Annotated in this window: 20 protein-coding genes; 13 read left to right on the top strand and 7 right to left on the bottom strand. The window is 38.4% G+C overall.

Annotated elements, in window-relative coordinates; translation table 11 throughout:
* Window positions 1-289 precede the first annotated feature (289 nt).
* The 10 genes from MUW56_RS10590 (at window position 290) to MUW56_RS10545 (ending at window position 8,121) form a co-directional block, all read left to right on the top strand.
* Window positions 290-460 carry a hypothetical protein gene (locus MUW56_RS10590; RefSeq protein WP_292013164.1) on the top strand — a complete coding sequence of 57 codons (171 nt, stop codon included), beginning with the start codon at window positions 290-292 and terminating at the stop codon, window positions 458-460.
* Window positions 441-674, top strand: coding sequence for a hypothetical protein (locus tag MUW56_RS10585; RefSeq protein WP_292013163.1), 234 nt, complete (start codon window positions 441-443; stop codon window positions 672-674). Before MUW56_RS10590 ends, MUW56_RS10585 begins: the two co-directional genes overlap by 20 nt.
* A gap of 80 nt (window positions 675-754) precedes the next feature.
* Window positions 755-1,285, top strand: coding sequence for an RNA methyltransferase (locus MUW56_RS10580; protein ID WP_292013162.1), 531 nt, complete (start codon window positions 755-757; stop codon window positions 1,283-1,285).
* Window positions 1,286-1,472: 187 nt separating this feature from the next.
* Window positions 1,473-2,126 (top strand): CBS domain-containing protein, encoded by a 654-nt coding sequence (locus MUW56_RS10575; RefSeq protein WP_292013161.1) that lies wholly within the window; start codon window positions 1,473-1,475, stop codon window positions 2,124-2,126.
* A gap of 1 nt (window position 2,127) precedes the next feature.
* Window positions 2,128-2,994: an NAD kinase gene (locus MUW56_RS10570; RefSeq protein WP_292013160.1), complete on the top strand. Its 867-nt coding sequence runs from the start codon at window positions 2,128-2,130 to the stop codon at window positions 2,992-2,994.
* Between the two features lie 71 nt (window positions 2,995-3,065).
* Window positions 3,066-4,136 carry a class II fructose-bisphosphate aldolase gene (fbaA, locus tag MUW56_RS10565; RefSeq protein WP_292013159.1) on the top strand — a complete coding sequence of 357 codons (1,071 nt, stop codon included), beginning with the start codon at window positions 3,066-3,068 and terminating at the stop codon, window positions 4,134-4,136.
* Between the two features lie 97 nt (window positions 4,137-4,233).
* The gene (accD, locus tag MUW56_RS10560; RefSeq protein WP_292013158.1) at window positions 4,234-5,088 is read left to right on the top strand and encodes an acetyl-CoA carboxylase, carboxyltransferase subunit beta; all 855 of its coding nucleotides are present in this window, start codon (window positions 4,234-4,236) and stop codon (window positions 5,086-5,088) included.
* A 54-nt stretch (window positions 5,089-5,142) separates the two neighbouring features.
* Complete coding sequence (locus MUW56_RS10555; RefSeq protein ID WP_292013157.1) at window positions 5,143-5,652, top strand: hypothetical protein; 510 nt, start codon at window positions 5,143-5,145, stop codon at window positions 5,650-5,652.
* 239 nt (window positions 5,653-5,891) lie between these two features.
* Complete coding sequence (locus tag MUW56_RS10550) at window positions 5,892-7,295, top strand: nucleoside recognition domain-containing protein (RefSeq protein ID WP_292013156.1); 1,404 nt, start codon at window positions 5,892-5,894, stop codon at window positions 7,293-7,295.
* A 433-nt stretch (window positions 7,296-7,728) separates the two neighbouring features.
* Window positions 7,729-8,121 (top strand): hypothetical protein, encoded by a 393-nt coding sequence (locus MUW56_RS10545; protein ID WP_292013155.1) that lies wholly within the window; start codon window positions 7,729-7,731, stop codon window positions 8,119-8,121.
* Window positions 8,122-8,136: 15 nt separating this feature from the next.
* Here the strand turns inward: MUW56_RS10545 and MUW56_RS10540 are convergent, their stop codons facing one another.
* The 4 genes from MUW56_RS10540 to MUW56_RS10525 form a co-directional block, all read right to left on the bottom strand.
* Window positions 8,137-9,018, bottom strand: coding sequence for a ferric siderophore ABC transporter substrate-binding protein (locus MUW56_RS10540; RefSeq protein WP_292013154.1), 882 nt, complete (start codon window positions 9,016-9,018; stop codon window positions 8,137-8,139).
* 34 nt (window positions 9,019-9,052) lie between these two features.
* The gene (locus MUW56_RS10535; RefSeq protein WP_292013153.1) at window positions 9,053-9,451 is read right to left on the bottom strand and encodes a biopolymer transporter ExbD; all 399 of its coding nucleotides are present in this window, start codon (window positions 9,449-9,451) and stop codon (window positions 9,053-9,055) included.
* A 95-nt stretch (window positions 9,452-9,546) separates the two neighbouring features.
* Window positions 9,547-10,251, bottom strand: a complete 705-nt coding sequence (locus MUW56_RS10530; protein ID WP_292013152.1) for a MotA/TolQ/ExbB proton channel family protein — start codon at window positions 10,249-10,251, stop codon at window positions 9,547-9,549.
* A 174-nt stretch (window positions 10,252-10,425) separates the two neighbouring features.
* Window positions 10,426-10,887 (bottom strand): hypothetical protein, encoded by a 462-nt coding sequence (locus MUW56_RS10525; protein WP_292013151.1) that lies wholly within the window; start codon window positions 10,885-10,887, stop codon window positions 10,426-10,428.
* Window positions 10,888-11,055: 168 nt separating this feature from the next.
* Here MUW56_RS10525 and MUW56_RS10520 point away from each other — a divergent pair, with 168 nt between their 5' ends.
* Together MUW56_RS10520 and MUW56_RS10515 are read left to right on the top strand one after the other, a co-directional pair.
* A complete protein-coding gene (locus tag MUW56_RS10520) occupies window positions 11,056-12,852 on the top strand; it encodes a DUF885 family protein (RefSeq protein ID WP_292013150.1) in 1,797 nt (598 codons plus the stop codon).
* A gap of 102 nt (window positions 12,853-12,954) precedes the next feature.
* Window positions 12,955-13,401 carry a DUF1572 family protein gene (locus MUW56_RS10515; RefSeq protein WP_292013149.1) on the top strand — a complete coding sequence of 149 codons (447 nt, stop codon included), beginning with the start codon at window positions 12,955-12,957 and terminating at the stop codon, window positions 13,399-13,401.
* A gap of 206 nt (window positions 13,402-13,607) precedes the next feature.
* On the opposite strand, the gene nth is transcribed toward MUW56_RS10515, so the two are convergent.
* Window positions 13,608-14,228, bottom strand: a complete 621-nt coding sequence (nth, locus tag MUW56_RS10510) for an endonuclease III (RefSeq protein ID WP_292013148.1) — start codon at window positions 14,226-14,228, stop codon at window positions 13,608-13,610.
* A 33-nt stretch (window positions 14,229-14,261) separates the two neighbouring features.
* Between nth and bcp the strand changes: the two genes are divergently transcribed.
* Window positions 14,262-14,711: a thioredoxin-dependent thiol peroxidase gene (gene bcp, locus MUW56_RS10505; RefSeq protein WP_292013147.1), complete on the top strand. Its 450-nt coding sequence runs from the start codon at window positions 14,262-14,264 to the stop codon at window positions 14,709-14,711.
* Between the two features lie 87 nt (window positions 14,712-14,798).
* Here the strand turns inward: bcp and MUW56_RS10500 are convergent, their stop codons facing one another.
* Window positions 14,799-15,335, bottom strand: a complete 537-nt coding sequence (locus MUW56_RS10500) for a GNAT family N-acetyltransferase (protein ID WP_292013146.1) — start codon at window positions 15,333-15,335, stop codon at window positions 14,799-14,801.
* Window positions 15,301-15,966, bottom strand: a complete 666-nt coding sequence (locus MUW56_RS10495; RefSeq protein WP_292013145.1) for a hypothetical protein — start codon at window positions 15,964-15,966, stop codon at window positions 15,301-15,303. The genes MUW56_RS10500 and MUW56_RS10495 overlap by 35 nt, the downstream gene beginning before the upstream one ends.

The following is a 15,966-nucleotide window of genomic DNA, read 5'->3' as shown; positions in this document are numbered from 1 at the left end:
GGAACACAGATACCCAATTACTTTTTTGTTTTGTGGAAGCAACGCTTCAATCGTAGAATTTCCGAATGCCTACATATAAAGTGAATAATTTTTTCATAGTCTATTTTTGAGCTAAATATAAGTATTTTACTATTTTTGAAATAAAAACAGCGATGAAGTCCCTTTCCCTATTATTGGTCACCACATCTGCTCTTGCTTTTGCACAAAAGCCCTGTGGATATAAAGAAGGGTTACCAAAAAGGAACTGCAAAGAATTTTATGACAACGGACAGGTAAAAAATATCGTGGAATGGAAAAAGGGAAAAGAGACGGTGATGCTATTTTTTATCATGACAATGGAAAAGTAAATGCAAAAGGAGAATACAAAAAGGATTTCAAGGCAAAGGAATGGTCTTATGATGACAAAAATGGTACGCTAACCTTAAGGGAAACCTTTACAAATGGGAAAAAACATCTATGACAACGGCTTTACGGGAACTTTTTACTATCCTTCAGGCAAAGTAGAAGAAATTTTCCATTATAAATTGGCTAAATTACACGGGGAAACCAAAGTATTTCATGAAGACGGAAAATCGATAAAACAGATTGGTTATTATGGAAACGGTCTTGCCGCCGGAAAATGGAAAACATTTTATCCTTCCGGGAAGTTACAGCGTGAAACGGAATGGCAATAGAATCCGTTACCGTGAAGACAAAGCATTGAAAAAACAGAGGTCTATAAAGACGGAAAATTAATCTCAACAAAATAATACAATTGGTACAGAAATTAAAACTCGAAGAACTTAACAGAATTGATGTAGAAACATTCAAAAAGGTTGAAAAAATTCCGCTGGTTATCATTTTAGATAATATCCGAAGCATGCACAATGTGGGTGCAGCATTCAGAACAGCAGATGCCTTTTTGATTGAAAAAATAATGCTTTGCGGAATCACTCCGCAGCCACCCCACCGTGAGATCCATAAAGCGGCATTAGGCGCAACGGAAAGTGTAGACTGGGCCCATGAAGAATACACCAATACGGCGATTGCTGACCTGAAAAGCAGAGGCTATGAAGTGATAGGAATCGAACAGACCACCAACAGCCAGATCATTACTGATTTTACAATAGACAAATCAAAAAAATATGCATTGGTATTAGGGAATGAAGTAGAAGGAATCAGTGATGAAGTATTGCCTAATATTGACCTCTTTCTGGAAATTCCGCAGCTTGGAACAAAGCATTCTCTCAATGTAAGCGTATGCGGTGGAATTGTAATGTGGGAGTTTGCAAAGGCGCTAAAATAAAAAAACTGCATATGTCATTAATAGACAGTGCAGTTTGAAATAAATCTAATAAAAAGTAAAAATGAAAGGCGACAAAGGTACTTTTTTTTTCATTACAAACAAATTTTGAAGACACTTTTTTGATTTGAGCCTAAAAAAAGTCGTCTTTTCAGAAAAAGTTTCATTTAATTTTTTATAAATTAGCACAATGTTTATCAAGGACTACATCTCAAAAGACTACCCGTGTTTTAGCCTGTCAGATTCAATAGAGTCGGCCAGAAATACGTTGGAGGATTTTGGATATTCCCATGTTTTCATCAAAAAATCCCATCACTTTTATGGTGCCATCGCCCAGGACTTTCTTTATGAGGAAGATGGCGGTACGTTAAAGGATCTTGAACATCAGATTGAGCGGTTTGCTATCCTGGAAGATAACAATATCATGGACAGTATCCGTCTGTTTTATACTTTCAGTTCCAACGTCATTCCGGTGATCAATAAAAGTGAAAAGTATCTGGGATATATCACCTGTGAAGATATTTTTCAGGACTTTTCCCGGTATCCTTTATTTTCAGAATCCGGAGCCATTCTCACCATAGAGACTCCTGCCAGAAAATATTCCATGACGGAGATTGCCAATATAATAGAAAGCAATAATTCAAAATTTTATGGAGGATTTATAAGCTTTATGTCTGATGAGGTCATCCACATCACCATAAAGATCAGCAATGAAAACCTGGCCTCGATAGACTCAACCTTTGAACGGTATGATTACAGAATCGTTGAAAAATATTATTCTGACGAGAAGACCGATCTGTTTAAAGACCGATTTGGTTTTTTCCAAAAATTCATAGAAATATAACATGAAGGCAGCTATATATTCTCAGAAAAAAGATCTTGATACTTTTTTATATTTAAGCAAGTTTATCTCTGAGCTGGAAAGCAGAGGGGTAAAATCCATTCTGTATGATGAAATGGCTGAAGCACTTCAATTTTCGAAAATTTTCGAGACTTTCAACAGCAAACAGGATCTTCTGGATAAAGAAGTTGATCTTTTCTTTACTTTCGGTGGAGATGGGACTATAGTCAATTCTTTAACGTTCATTGAAGATCTTGAGATCCCTGTCGTAGGTGTAAATACCGGAAGACTGGGGTTTTTAGCTTTTTTCACCAAAGAAGAGGCTTTCAAAGAATTGGATTCTATTTTAAAAGGAGATGTAAAAACAAGCCGCCGTTCCGTTATAGAAGTGGTTTCTCCCGGGCTCGAAGGCTTTTTCCCTTATGCCCTGAATGATGTTACCGTTTCCAGAAAAGAAACGACATCCATGATTACGGTAGATTCTTACATCAATAATGAATTTTTGAATGTATTCTGGGGAGATGGAGTCATCATTTCAACTCCAACAGGTTCTACGGCCTACTCATTAAGCTGTGGCGGCCCTATCATTTCTCCGAATAACGAAAATTTCGTCATCACTCCGATCGCTCCGCACAACCTGAATGTAAGGCCTTTAGTAGTGAATGACAAAGTAGAAATCAAATTCAGAGTGGAAAGCCGGGTGCCGCAATACTCCCTTTCCTTAGACTCCAGACTGATACACATCGAAACCGATAAGGAAATTATCATTAAGAAGGCCAGCTTTCAGCTTCTTCTGGTACAGCCTAATAACTTAAGTTTCTACGAAACCATTCGCCAGAAGCTGCTTTGGGGAAGGGACAAAAGAAATTAGTAATTTCCTAAAAATGATTACCTTTACAGGAATTTAAAAACACCTAATAAATTTATAATAAAAAGTAAAACATGAGCAGAATTTTTCCGGCAGGAGTTGCCACAGGTCAGTTAGTTACTGATATCTTTCAGTATGCTAAAGAGAACAAGTTTGCATTACCTGCAGTAAACGTAATTGGATCAAGCAACGTAAACGCTGTGATGGAAACTGCAGCGAAGTTAAATTCTCCTGTCATTATCCAGTTTTCAAATGGTGGAGCTGCTTTCAATGCAGGAAAAGGATTAAGCAATGACGGACAGAAGTCTGCAATCTTAGGAGCAATCGCCGGAGCAAAGCATATTCATACTCTTGCTGAAGCGTACGGAGCTACTGTAATTCTACACACAGACCACTGTGCAAAGAAATTACTTCCTTGGATCGACGGATTAATGGATGCTAATGAAGAATTCTTCAGGCAGACAGGAAAATCTCTTTATTCTTCCCATATGTTGGATCTCTCTGAAGAACCGTTAGAAGAAAACCTTGAGATTTCCGCTCAATATTTTGAAAGAATGGCTAAACTTCAGATGACTCTTGAAGTAGAAATCGGAGTTACAGGTGGTGAAGAGGACGGTGTTGACAATTCAGACGTTGACAACTCTAAATTATATACTCAGCCTGAAGATGTAGCCTACACCTATGAAAAATTAAGAGCTATTTCTGACAACTTTACAATCGCTGCCGCATTCGGTAATGTACATGGCGTTTATAAGCCAGGAAATGTAGTTCTTACTCCAAAGATCCTTGACAATTCTCAGAAATATGTTCAGGAGAAATTCGGAACTGCAGCAAAACCGGTTAACTTTGTATTCCACGGAGGTTCAGGATCTACTTTAGAGGAGATCAGAGAAGCGATCGAATACGGAGTGATCAAAATGAATATCGATACTGACCTTCAGTTTGCATATACAGAAGGGGTAAGAGATTATATGGTAAACAATATTGATTATTTAAGAACTCAAATCGGAAACCCTGAAGGAGAAGAAAAACCGAACAAGAAATTCTATGATCCAAGAGTTTGGGTAAGAAAAGGTGAGGAAACATTCTCTGCAAGATTGGTGAAAGCATTTGAAGATTTAAATAACGTAAATACTTTAAAATAAAATGTGTAAAAGTAAAATGTATACAGCACAAGGTAATCTGTAACACTTTGTTTTTATACATTTTACATTCTACACTGTACATTAATACAATTAAAAAATGGCATTCGACTGGTTTAAAAGAAAAGCAAAAAACATTACCACCTCTACTGATGAAAAAAAGGACGTTCCCAAAGGCCTCTGGCATCAGACTCCATCTGGAAAAGTTGTGGAACACGATGAACTAAAGAGAAATAATTACGTTTCTCCTGAAGACGGATTTCATGTAAGAATAGGAAGTGCGGAATTTTTTGACATCCTTTTTGACAACGGTAAATTTACCGAACTGGATGCCAATGTTGAAAGTATTGATATCTTAAACTTCAAAGATACAAAGCCTTATAAAGACCGTTTAAAAGAAGTAAAAGCGAAGACCAAGCTTACCGATTCCATCAGAAATGCTGTAGGAACCATAAAAGGAACTGAAATGGTAGTGTCTTGTATGGACTTTGCTTTTATCGGTGGATCTCTAGGTTCTGTAATGGGTGAAAAGATCAGAAGAGCAATAGACTACTGTATCCAGCACAAACTTCCTTATATGATCATTTGTCAGTCTGGTGGGGCCAGAATGCAGGAAGCGACCTATTCTTTGATGCAGCTGGCAAAAGTACAGGCTAAACTTGCTCAGCTTTCAGAAGCAGGGCTTTTGTATATCGCTTACCTTTGCGACCCTACTTTTGGAGGGATTACAGCTTCTTTCGCGATGACCGCTGATATCATTATGGCTGAACCGGGAGCTCTTATTGGTTTTGCAGGACCAAGGGTAATCCGTGAAACCATCGGAAGAGACCTGCCGGAAGGATTCCAGACATCAGAATTCTTACAGGAAAAAGGATTTGTAGATTTCATTGTAAAAAGAACTGAAATTCAGGATACTGTTGCTAAAACCGTTAATTTATTAGCCGTAAAAGCATAATATCTGTAACAAAAACAATACAATCTCTCTCTAATTAGGGAGAGATTTTTATTTATGAGGACTTTTAAAATATTCTTTAACACAATCCGGAGTATGAGCTTTAAAAAGATTATGCGTCTTTTATCGCTTCTCCTTCCCCATCCTCTTTTTGCCCTACTGAGCTTTTATGCTACCGTTCAGGCCTTTACTATCGCACAGAAAAAATTTCCTGAAACCGCTTCTAATAACGGCATAGGAAATGCCTTCAGACATGCTCTTTGGTGCTGTTTCATTATAGCCTATTGCTGTAAGGTATCTTCGCCCAAAAAAGCGCTTGATTTCTGCAAAAGAATGACCGATATGCATGAAGAGCTGTTTCCCAACAAACCTTTGGAAACAAAAATGGATCTCCATAACAATAAGATCGGAATGGACTACTTCATGGAACTTCTTCCCGGAATCCACCGCCAGTTTTTTGAAAAAAGCTTCTTTATTGATGGATTAATTAAGAAAATGGATGATGCTAAAGTCCTGAGAAGCCTGGATGACGATTTCGAAGGGCATCTGGTGTACCTTGAAGAATAAGTAATTTGTGTTATTTGCCCCCAAAACTTTTGCTTCAAATAATACTTTAGAGCACTTAAATAAGATTAAAAAATGACCTTGCATAAAAGTCCACATCCCATGAAAATCAAAGATTTTCAAAAACTTAAGTGCCTTTCTATGCATTATGGTATAAACTTTATAAAACTTAAGTGTTTAAATCTTTTGTGTCTTTGTGGTTTAAAGTATTTTTGATAAGTTTAAACAATTAATTAAATCGGATGGTTCTCAGCAGAATTTGGTCGGCTTTCATTATCATTGCCATAGCCATTGCAAGTATAAAATACATTTCGTCAGGCCACTATAAAACCATTTTCAATGATATGGTGGTAGGAAAAGGCGGTGATACGGTACAGATCGCGTCGCAACCTATGAATGTTCTCTCACCGGTTGTGAAAGACAGTCTGATGAAGAAAAATGATTTTGCAGACAGCAGAATTCACTATAAAACGGATTCTTTAAAACAAAATGTAAAAGTGTACCGGGTTCAGGAAGCCGACGGTGTCATCGGCACCTCCGAAACCGCTGTAAAGATCTGTCTTGGACTGATTGGGATCATGACCCTGTTCATGGGATTCATGAGTATTGCTGAAAAAGCAGGCGGAATCAACCTTTTAAGCCGGTTTATTCAGCCGTTTTTCTCTAAGCTCTTCCCCGATATTCCTAAAAACCATCCGGCTTTCGGACATATGCTGATGAATTTCAGTGCCAATCTTCTCGGACTTGACAATGCTGCGACCCCGTTTGGTTTAAAAGCCATGGAAAGTCTTCAAAGCCTAAACCCCACTAAAGAAACAGCCAGCAATTCACAGATCATGTTTCTATGCCTTCACGCGGGCGGAATGACCCTGATTCCGGTCTCCATTATTGCGATCAGAGCTTCAATGGGTTCAAAAACCCCTACTGATATATTCCTGCCATGTATGATCGCTACTTTTGCCGCAACGCTTGCCGCGATGATCATTGTTTCTATATATCAGAAAATAAACCTGCTCCGCCCTGTAGTCATTGCTTACGTAGGCGGAATTTCAGCGGTTATTGCTTTACTGGTTCTGTACCTGGTACAATTAAGCAAAGATGAGCTGGATGATTTCAGTAAAGTCCTGAGTAACGGACTTATCCTCTTTATTTTCCTTGCCATCGTATTGGGAGCGGTTTACAAAAAGATCAACGTTTTTGATGCCTTTATCGAGGGAGCCAAAGAAGGGTTTACAACCTGTGTAAAGATCATCCCGTATTTGGTGGGAATGTTGATCGCCATTTCACTGTTAAGAACATCCGGTGTTTTTGATGTTATTATTGACGGTATGAAATGGGTGGCCAATATCGCAAATCTGGACCCCCGCTTTGTGGATGGGCTTCCAACAGCACTGATCAAACCTTTATCCGGTTCGGGAGCAAGAGGAATGATGGTAGATACTATGAGTACATTTGGCCCGGACAGTTTCCAGGGACAGCTTGCCGCCGTTCTTCAGGGGAGCTCAGATACGACGTTTTATGTAATTGCAGTTTATTTTGGAGCCGTAGCCGTAAAGAATACAAGATACACGGTAATTGCCATGCTTCTGGCCGATTTGGTGGGTGTTATTACTGCTATTGGGCTGGCGTATTTATTTTTTGCTTAATAAATATATTTATGGTTTTATTGGCATTAACTTTAAACATTAATCGTAAAAAAGATATTAATGAGCTACGAAAAACTTGACATTTACAATATTGCTTTTGAGTTGTTTATTGAAACACATAAATTATCGCTCAAACTACCCAACTATGAATTATATGAACTGGGTAGCCAATTTTCTCACCTACTCTCAGGCAAGTTGTGACGAAACGATATGTCATCTATCAAAAATAACCAGGCTTTATCCGGAATTACACTCAGACTTTAAAGAAAAATCAGAACAATACAAACTCTTAGGAGGAAAAATCAATAATTTTATAAAATACGTCCAATTAAACTGGCGAACCTAACCTAACCTAACCTAACCAGCAACTAGCAACTAGCAACTAGCAACTAGCAACTAGCAACTAGCAACTAGCAACAAAATTACATCCATAATGATTACAGATAAAGAATTTACTTTAAGACTCATCCGTCAATTAACCCAGGCATTGGAAAAACTGATTCTGGACAAACCCGAAGAAAGTTTAATGCAAAAAGAGTTAGATTTTGATACTCTGATGAGAGACATCTTCAAGATGAGCTTCACAGAGGTTGCTTCTAAAACCAAGGAAGAAATGATCGCCATTGTCAATGAAAGGCAGGAGAGAGACCACAAAGATTATTATGAAATGCTGGGAAACCTGTTCTACTTTAACAGCAGACATGACCATAACAAAGACTTCCAGGATAAAGCAAAGACTTTCTATGAGCTGTATCTTCAGACCAGCGGTATTTTTGCCCTTCCGGTTATCAACAGAATTAATGAATTAAAAAAAGCACTTGAGTAAAGTGCCTTTGTAATTTTAGAATGTAATTTTATAAGTCCCGGTTGAAGAAGTCCCGGCTTTTTCGGCCTTTACATATTTCTTAACCCAAGCTACAGATGTTGAGGATACACAGGGATCTGAAATTCCTCCGGATCTTCTTGCAGAAACTACATTTCCGGCTTTATCCACGGTGTAGGCAATGGTAATAGATCCGCTTGCTGTACAGCTATGAGAAGGCTGTGCTCCTCCTCTTCCCATCGTTCCCGGAATATACCCGATCAGTTTTCTGTCTACTCCTACTTTACTGTCACCATTTCCATCACCTCCTAAAGGATCTCCGGCATTACCAATACCATCGCCTGTTCCCTGGCTTCCTGCTTTGGTTCCTCTTCCCTTGATCAGATTCCCTATCGCTGCATTTCCTTTACCATCCCCATTTCCAGTCTTTGAATTGGCGGCAGCAGCTCCTGACTTTTTAGTGTTTTTTGAGGTACTGGTACTTGTAGCTTCTTTCTTTTCGGCTTTTTTTGATTCTTCTTTTTTAGGAACCGAAGTTTTTGAATTATTTCCGGTAATGATCTTTTCCTTAGCTTCCACTTTTTTAGGTTCCGGTGCCGGCTCGGGCTTTACCACAGTTTTAGTTTCGGGTATCGGTGTTTCTGCCGGCTCAGGAGTAACTTCTTCTGTAGCAGCTAAACTTCCCGGCTGCTCGGCAGGCTCTTCAATACCTTTCCCGTTTCTGTTATCACCAAAGTTCACAAGCATGGTGGTCACCACTTCGGGTTCTTTATCCAGTTCAGGTTTCAATTTATATAAAAAAACAAAAAGCAAAACGGCGGACCAGATAAGAGCAGAAAGTAAAGCACTCTTTACTCTATCCTTATTTTCTTCGTTTTTGTTTGCAGTATAGCTTCTCATCTTAAAAATGATTCTTTCCGGTGATCCCGGATTGTTATTTATCTTTAACGGTTGCAATGGCAATGTTAAACTTATGTCTTTCAGCAATTTCCATGACAAAAACCACGTCTTTATGCAGGGTATTTTCGTCTGCTCTGATCGTGAAAGACCTATTCGTCTGATCGGTCAGCTTATCCACGATAATCTGCTCCAGTTCTCCTCTATTCACAGGATTATCATCTACAAAGAATGAACCATCCGGCCTGATGCTTACCGTCAGAGGATTCGGAATATTATCTTCAGTAGCTCCCGCTTTTGGAAGGTTTACATCTATAGCACTTTGGTTCGCCGCAGAAGACGTTATCATAAAGAAAATCAGCATCAACAGGATGACATCTGTCATCGCCGCTAAACTGAATTCCGGATTCGCTTTATTTCTTCTCTGAATTTTCATCTGTTTATTCTAATATTTTTAATGGTCAGATGGAATCGCTCAATTAATAATTCTCTAAAAAGGATTTTTTCTGACAGCGATTTCATAAGAAAGATTTATAAAGGTTTATTGATAAGATCTAAGAATTCTCCTGACATATTCTGAGCTTTCAATACAAATTTGTCGATCCTTGTCAAAAGGATGTTGTAACAAAAGTTAGCAGGAATAGCTACCGCCAAACCTACAGCTGTCTGCCCTAAAGCGGTATAGATCCCTTCTGAAAGAGTTTTTGGAGAAAAAGATCCTGTTGCATGGGATAAATTGAAGAAGGCAATGATCATCCCGATTACCGTTCCTAAAAGTCCCAGCATCGGAGCAATACTCGGAACAACAGCCAAAAGGTTAAGGTTTTTCTCCATATTGGCAACTTCTACCTGGGCCTGGGCCTCCATCGCGCTTACAATATCAGAAACAGGACGTCCCAGTCTTGAAATTCCTTTTTCCAGAATTCTTCCTTCCGGAGAGTTTTGCGTTTTACAATAATCGGCGGCAGCTTCAATCTTTCCTTCCTTAATGAAGTCTTCAATATTATTCATAAAATTGGAATCCGTCTTTGAGGTCAGTCTTTTAATAAAGAAAAACCTTTCAAAAAACAGGTATAATGAAAACACTCCCAACAGCAATACTGTTACCATCACTATTTTAGCGAAAGCTCCTCCGTGGAACATGATCTTCCAAAATGAAAATTCTAAATTGTCTGTAGCAACCGCAGGTGCAGCGATTTGTGCAAATAAAATCTGAGTAAGTTCCGTTAACAGCATTAATGTGTATTTTTATAAAAGTTTTAACGACAAATGTAGTGGAATATTATGAATTGAACTCTTAAAAATTGCTTAAAAACAACTTAAAATTTGTTATCAAATATAAACAGCAAATTTCTTTCCAAAAGAAATTTTGAAAGAAATTTGATATAAAAAAGAATGAGAAACGACTTTTTAGTCTTCGTCTACCTCAATATCATCCTGTCTGAATTCGCATTTTAACCGGAAAGGAATCGGAGTATCTGATCCTGTGTAGAAATCATCAATGGTTCCCTTCCAGATGACCTGCAGCTCACCTTCTTCGTTTTTCTCAAAAAGAAGCTCATTGTCGTAAATATAGGCATCTTCATCATCGAACAGGTCTACTTCCGTATAAGTTTCCTCATCAGAGTCGTTGATTTTGATCGTTTGGCCTTCTATTTCTGTCGAATCTATAGGGAAATCGACAATTTCCAGTGAAAGCTGCGGAAAGTTGTACTGTAATGAATCATCATCTACATGATCCAAACTGTCATCCGTTATAATTTCAACCTCTAAAAAATGTTGCTGGTTGCTGTAGACGGCTTTACAATAAGTATTTCTGATATTGTATTTTAATGTCTCGTCCGGATGGTAAATTTTTAAAATCCCTTTCATTTTTCCTTAAAAAAGAACTGTAATAATATGATTGTTAAACGTTTTAGACAAAGATAAAAAATTGATTTAAAGTTAAAAGGATTTTGAAAATAAATTTTTAAAATCAAGGATACGGATGGGTTTGAATCTCCTAATAATACTTACTTTTGCTTCATAAAGATTCTGAAAATGAAAAACATTGTATCAAAAAGTATTTTAGGACTGGGATTGATCATAAGTCTTGCTTCATGCAGAAAGACAGATTCTCCCCTTACGAAAGTTACCCCTACCAATCTGGATTCCATTGCGTCCAATTATTATGAGCAGTATCTTAAATTATACCCTTTAGATGCTACTTCCCAGGGAGATACAAGGTACAATGACCAGCTTCCGATTACTATAGACAAAGATTTTATCTCAGGAGAAATTGCTTTCTACAATTCGGTACAGAAGCAACTGGAAAATGTAGACTACAAAAGTCTTTCTGATGAGAATAAGGTTGTATATGATGTACTGGATTACACGTTAAAAGATAAAATAGAAGCGTATGCCTACCATCCCGAATATATTCCTTTTACCCAATTCGGAGGTCTTCCACTGACTTTTCCGCTGTACGGAAGCGGTGAGGGAAGCCAGCCTTTCAAAACGGAAAAAGATTACAGCGACTGGCTCAAAAGAATGGAAAAATTCCCGGAATGGATGAATGCTGCAGCAGACAACTTCCGTGAAGGAATCAACAATAAGATTGTTCTTCCTAAAAAACTGGTGATCAAAATGATCCCTCAGATGAATGCTCAGGAAATCACCAGCACGGATATGGACAAAAATATCTTCTACGGCCCAGTCAAAAAATTCCCAAAAAATTTCACCCAGGCCCAAAAAGATAAATTTTCAGAACTTTACAAAGATGCCATTACCAAAAAGATCATTCCTGCGTACACTAAGATGGGTACCTTCTTAGAAAAAGAATATCTTCCGAAAGCAAGAGATACCGACGGCTACAACAATCTTCCGAATGGAAATGAGATTTATGGATACTATGTAAAAAGCTGGACCACTACCAAAAAATCGCCTGAAGAGATCAATAAGATCGGGCTGCAGCAGGTGGCAATGCTCCGTGCAGAAATGGAAAAAGTAAAACAGCAGGTAGGTTTTACCGGAACACTAGAAGAATTCATCACTTTTGTTAAAACTGACCCCAAAGCAATGCCTTATAAAACAACAAAGGATGTTTTAAACGGCTTCAACAGTATCTTAACTAAAATTACCCCTAAGCTGAAAACGATGTTTAACGTAACTCCGAAAACAAAGTTCGAGATCAGGCAGACGGAGAAATTCAGAGAGGCCAGTGCCAGTGCAGAATATATTCCGGGAACTCCGGACGGGAAAAGACCGGGAATTTTCTATGTTCCCCTTCCCGACCCTACCCAATTCAATGTCACTTCAGGAATGGAGTCTCTTTTCCTGCACGAAGCAATTCCGGGGCATCATTACCAGGTTTCTCTTCAGCAGGAAAATACAAGCCTCCCAAAATTCATGAGATTTGGATGGTTTGGAGCGTATGGTGAGGGATGGGCACATTATTGTGAGACCTTAGGCCCTGAATTTGGATTATATACAGACCCTTATCAGAAAATGGGATATTTAAGCGATCAAATGCTGAGAGCAGTACGACTTGTTGTGGATACAGGCCTACATACGGGAAAAATGAGCAGAGAAGAAGCTATTAAATACTTCTTAAGCAATATTTCTTATGATGAAGGAGCGGCTACAGCAGAGGTAGAACGATATATGGCGATGCCGGGACAAGCTCTCGGATATAAAATAGGATCCTTAAGAATCCGTGAGCTGAGAGAAAAGTATCAAAAAGAACTTGGAAACAAGTTTAATCTGGCAAGCTTCCATGATGAAGTCTTAAGCCAGGGATGCCTTCCTTTGGACGTGCTGAACAGAAAAATGGACCTTTGGGCCCACAAACAAAAATAATTTCTTTATTGAGAAGGAAAGCTAAAGGATACTGTTTTGATTCAGTATCCTTTTTTAGGATCTTCATTTCAGAAAATTTGAATAATTTTAAAAATAAAAATCATGATCACAGCAAGCCTCAGATCTCTTTACAGCAGAGATTTAAATAAACTAAAAACAGAAATCGAATCGTATCAAAACGAGGGATCTATCTGGAAAACAGACCAAAACATCGCCAATTCTGCAGGAAACCTGTGTCTTCATCTGGTAGGAAACCTGAATCATTTTGTAGGAACGGTACTTGGAAACACAGGATACGTAAGGAAAAGGGATCTGGAATTTTCATTGAAAGATATTCCAAGGGCGGAACTTATTGAGAAAGTACAGGCTACGGCAATAACAGTTGATACGGTGCTTAGCCGATTATCTGAGGATGATCTTAAAAAGGAATATCCGCTGGTTGTTTTTGAAAGTACGATGACCACCGATTATTTTCTGATCCATCTGATTGCTCATTTGGACTATCATTTGGGACAGATCAACTACCACAGAAGGTTATTAGATATTTAATTTCCATGAATCAATCCAGCTGCAACCTACTATTCAAAAATTAAAATAAACGCAACGATCATAAAGACGTATCCGTTGCGTTTTATTTTCTGTTCGCAGGACGTTCCGCTCAGCTAAGAAGCTATTGTCTTAGCTCAACGAAGTGCCTTTGCAGCCTATTTCAATATAATGCTACAAGATCTTTGCGGGCCTTGCGCTATAATGAGTTATTTTTCAAACATCATTTTAGTAATAAAATCCTTTTCTCCTTTTCCTCTTGCGGGAGAATACTCTCTTCCATAGAAAATAATCTGAAGATGAAGTTTGTTCCAGACTTCTTCAGGAAATAGTTTTTTGGCATCACGTTCCGTCTCCACTACATTTTTCCCTGAGGTCAGCTTCCACTGTGTCATCAGACGGTGAATATGGGTATCCACCGGAAAAGCCGGAAATCCGAATCCCTGGCTCATGACGACAGAAGCCGTCTTGTGTCCTACGCCGGGAAGCGCCTCCAGTTCTTCATAAGTTTGGGGAACGATACCATTATGTCTTTCCAGTAGCAATTCTGCCATTTTCTTCAGGTTTTTGGCTTTGGTATTGGAAAGCCCGATTTCTTTAATCAGTTCTTTGATCTGGTATTCTTCCAGCTTGGCCATCCTTTGCGGAGTTCCGGCAACCTCGAAAAGATTCGGGGTTACTTGATTCACTTTTTTATCTGTAGTCTGTGCTGAAAGTGCTACCGCAACCATTAATGTATACGGATCAGTATGATCTAGCGGAATCGGTGTCGTAGGATATAATTTATCCAGTTCTCTCTGAACGAGCTCAGCTCTTTGTTTTTTTGTCATGTAACCCTTAAATTTGAACAAAATTAAATTATTATGCTGAAAGTTGGAGACAAATTACCTGAATTTGAAGGACTCAATCAAGACGAAAAAACAGTAACCTCATCAAAATTAATTGGAAAAAAGCTAATTGTTTTCTTTTATCCGCAAGCGAATACTCCAACCTGCACCGTGGAAGCCTGCAATCTGAGTGATAACTATTCCCAGCTTAAAAAAGCCGGGTTTCAACTCCTGGGAATAAGCGGTGACTCTGTCAAGAAACAGAAAAATTTCCACAGCAAATTTGCTTTTCCCTATGACCTTATCGCCGATGAAAAACATAATATCATTGAGAAATTCGGGGTTTGGCAGGAAAAAAAGACATTTGGAAAAACCTATATGGGAATCGTAAGAACGACCTTTATTTTTGACGAGAACGGAATCTGTACAAGAGTGATCGAAAAGGTAACCTCGAAAACTGCCGCTGAGCAGATTTTAGAAGAATAATTGATATTCCCCCATGGCACGGATATTTCACAAACAGCTCAATTGATCGGGTTACTTGTGACAATAGGAGTGCTATGGGAATTTATTTTATTCGGTTTCGTAATAGTTTAATTCTTCGTCCTCTCCGGGAAGAGTCACCTGTTTTTTAAACTTTAAACCTAGTTTTTCGATTAATTTCTGGGAAGAGGCATTATCTTTTGAAATAATGGCAGATATTTTTGTGAGCCCAAACTCGTCCATCCCAATGGATTTTACCTTTTGAGCGGCTTCATAAGCATATCCTTTTCCTTCATATTCTTCCAGTAAAGAATACCCAATATCCACAATATCGAGCCCTTCCCTTTCAAAGATTCCTACTCCGCCTATTTTTTCATTCCCCTCTTTGGTAACGACAAGGTAATTTCCAAAGCCTGATCGCTCAAACTGCGGAAGAAACCTGTTTTTTATATAATTTTCTGCATCAGCAGGTGTTTTTATACCGCGATCACCAATGTATTGGATAAATTTGGGGCTGTTGTAAAGCTTAAAAATAAAATCGCTGTCCTCCAAAGATATCGGACGGATTATTAATCGCTCTGTTTCGTAAACTTTATCTCCGTGGGGCTGTTTTCTTTTTTGACTCATCTTTTGGCTCTTCTTTTTTCTCGATTTTTAAAAGACGCGGATTATTGGTACATTTTTTATTGTAAAGCTCAATATAGGTTCCATTGTCTTTTACCTGAACGATTTCTCCCGTAGACTTACTGACAGTCAGGGTATAGTGGGTTTTTCGGTAAGGGCATTCATTGGAGGTCAGTTTTCCAAGTTCTAAATAGTAATTGGCCCGGTCTTCATGATAATTTCCGGCAAGATCTTTAAATTCTTCATCTACCATATAGCCTTCTGCGGTCAATATTATTGCTGCTTCCTGGGCATTATCAATTTTCCCCACAAATTTTTTAAGCTCTTCAAGATTCGTTACATAGCTGATCTTTCCACCTGTAGAATAGGCAATATAATAAAAGCTGTCTTCATTGGGGAAAAGATTAAAACCTGAAAACTGAGGAGTATATCTTACATCTCCGCCGTACGTTTTTATTTCTTCACCTTTTCCATAACTGTTGTAAACCAGCACCCATGAGTCTACTTTAGGATCGGGATCAATCTGCTGTAAAATATTGGGAATGCTTGAAAATTTTTTCTTCTCTTGAGAATATCCTAAGGTTCCCAACAGTAAAAACAGAAGAATTGTAAATCGTGCGGCAGCTTTTATCAT

Source organism: Chryseobacterium sp., from assembly GCF_022869225.1.
Lineage (GTDB): Bacteria > Bacteroidota > Bacteroidia > Flavobacteriales > Weeksellaceae > Chryseobacterium.
The sequence above is the reverse complement of the archived record's forward strand: the minus strand, read 5'-3'. Positions and strand labels throughout refer to the sequence as shown.

Bases quoted from the DNA above. Each gene is read 5' to 3' on its own strand.
- MUW56_RS10590 (WP_292013164.1), top strand. From the start codon at position 290: ATGGAAAAAGGGAAAAGAGACGGTGATGCTATTTTTTATCATGACAAT.
- MUW56_RS10585 (WP_292013163.1), top strand. From the start codon at position 441: ATGGGAAAAAACATCTATGACAACGGCTTTACGGGAACTTTTTACTAT.
- MUW56_RS10575 (WP_292013161.1), top strand. From the start codon at position 1,473: ATGTTTATCAAGGACTACATCTCAAAAGACTACCCGTGTTTTAGCCTG.
- MUW56_RS10570 (WP_292013160.1), top strand. From the start codon at position 2,128: ATGAAGGCAGCTATATATTCTCAGAAAAAAGATCTTGATACTTTTTTA.
- fbaA (WP_292013159.1), top strand. From the start codon at position 3,066: ATGAGCAGAATTTTTCCGGCAGGAGTTGCCACAGGTCAGTTAGTTACT.
- accD (WP_292013158.1), top strand. From the start codon at position 4,234: ATGGCATTCGACTGGTTTAAAAGAAAAGCAAAAAACATTACCACCTCT.
- MUW56_RS10555 (WP_292013157.1), top strand. From the start codon at position 5,143: ATGAGGACTTTTAAAATATTCTTTAACACAATCCGGAGTATGAGCTTT.
- MUW56_RS10550 (WP_292013156.1), top strand. From the start codon at position 5,892: ATGGTTCTCAGCAGAATTTGGTCGGCTTTCATTATCATTGCCATAGCC.
- MUW56_RS10545 (WP_292013155.1), top strand. From the start codon at position 7,729: ATGATTACAGATAAAGAATTTACTTTAAGACTCATCCGTCAATTAACC.
- MUW56_RS10540 (WP_292013154.1), bottom strand. From the start codon at position 9,018: ATGAGAAGCTATACTGCAAACAAAAACGAAGAAAATAAGGATAGAGTA.
- MUW56_RS10535 (WP_292013153.1), bottom strand. From the start codon at position 9,451: ATGAAAATTCAGAGAAGAAATAAAGCGAATCCGGAATTCAGTTTAGCG.
- MUW56_RS10530 (WP_292013152.1), bottom strand. From the start codon at position 10,251: ATGCTGTTAACGGAACTTACTCAGATTTTATTTGCACAAATCGCTGCA.
- MUW56_RS10525 (WP_292013151.1), bottom strand. From the start codon at position 10,887: ATGAAAGGGATTTTAAAAATTTACCATCCGGACGAGACATTAAAATAC.
- MUW56_RS10520 (WP_292013150.1), top strand. From the start codon at position 11,056: ATGAAAAACATTGTATCAAAAAGTATTTTAGGACTGGGATTGATCATA.
- MUW56_RS10515 (WP_292013149.1), top strand. From the start codon at position 12,955: ATGATCACAGCAAGCCTCAGATCTCTTTACAGCAGAGATTTAAATAAA.
- nth (WP_292013148.1), bottom strand. From the start codon at position 14,228: ATGACAAAAAAACAAAGAGCTGAGCTCGTTCAGAGAGAACTGGATAAA.
- bcp (WP_292013147.1), top strand. From the start codon at position 14,262: ATGCTGAAAGTTGGAGACAAATTACCTGAATTTGAAGGACTCAATCAA.
- MUW56_RS10500 (WP_292013146.1), bottom strand. From the start codon at position 15,335: ATGAGTCAAAAAAGAAAACAGCCCCACGGAGATAAAGTTTACGAAACA.
- MUW56_RS10495 (WP_292013145.1), bottom strand. From the start codon at position 15,966: ATGATAAAAGCTGCCGCACGATTTACAATTCTTCTGTTTTTACTGTTG.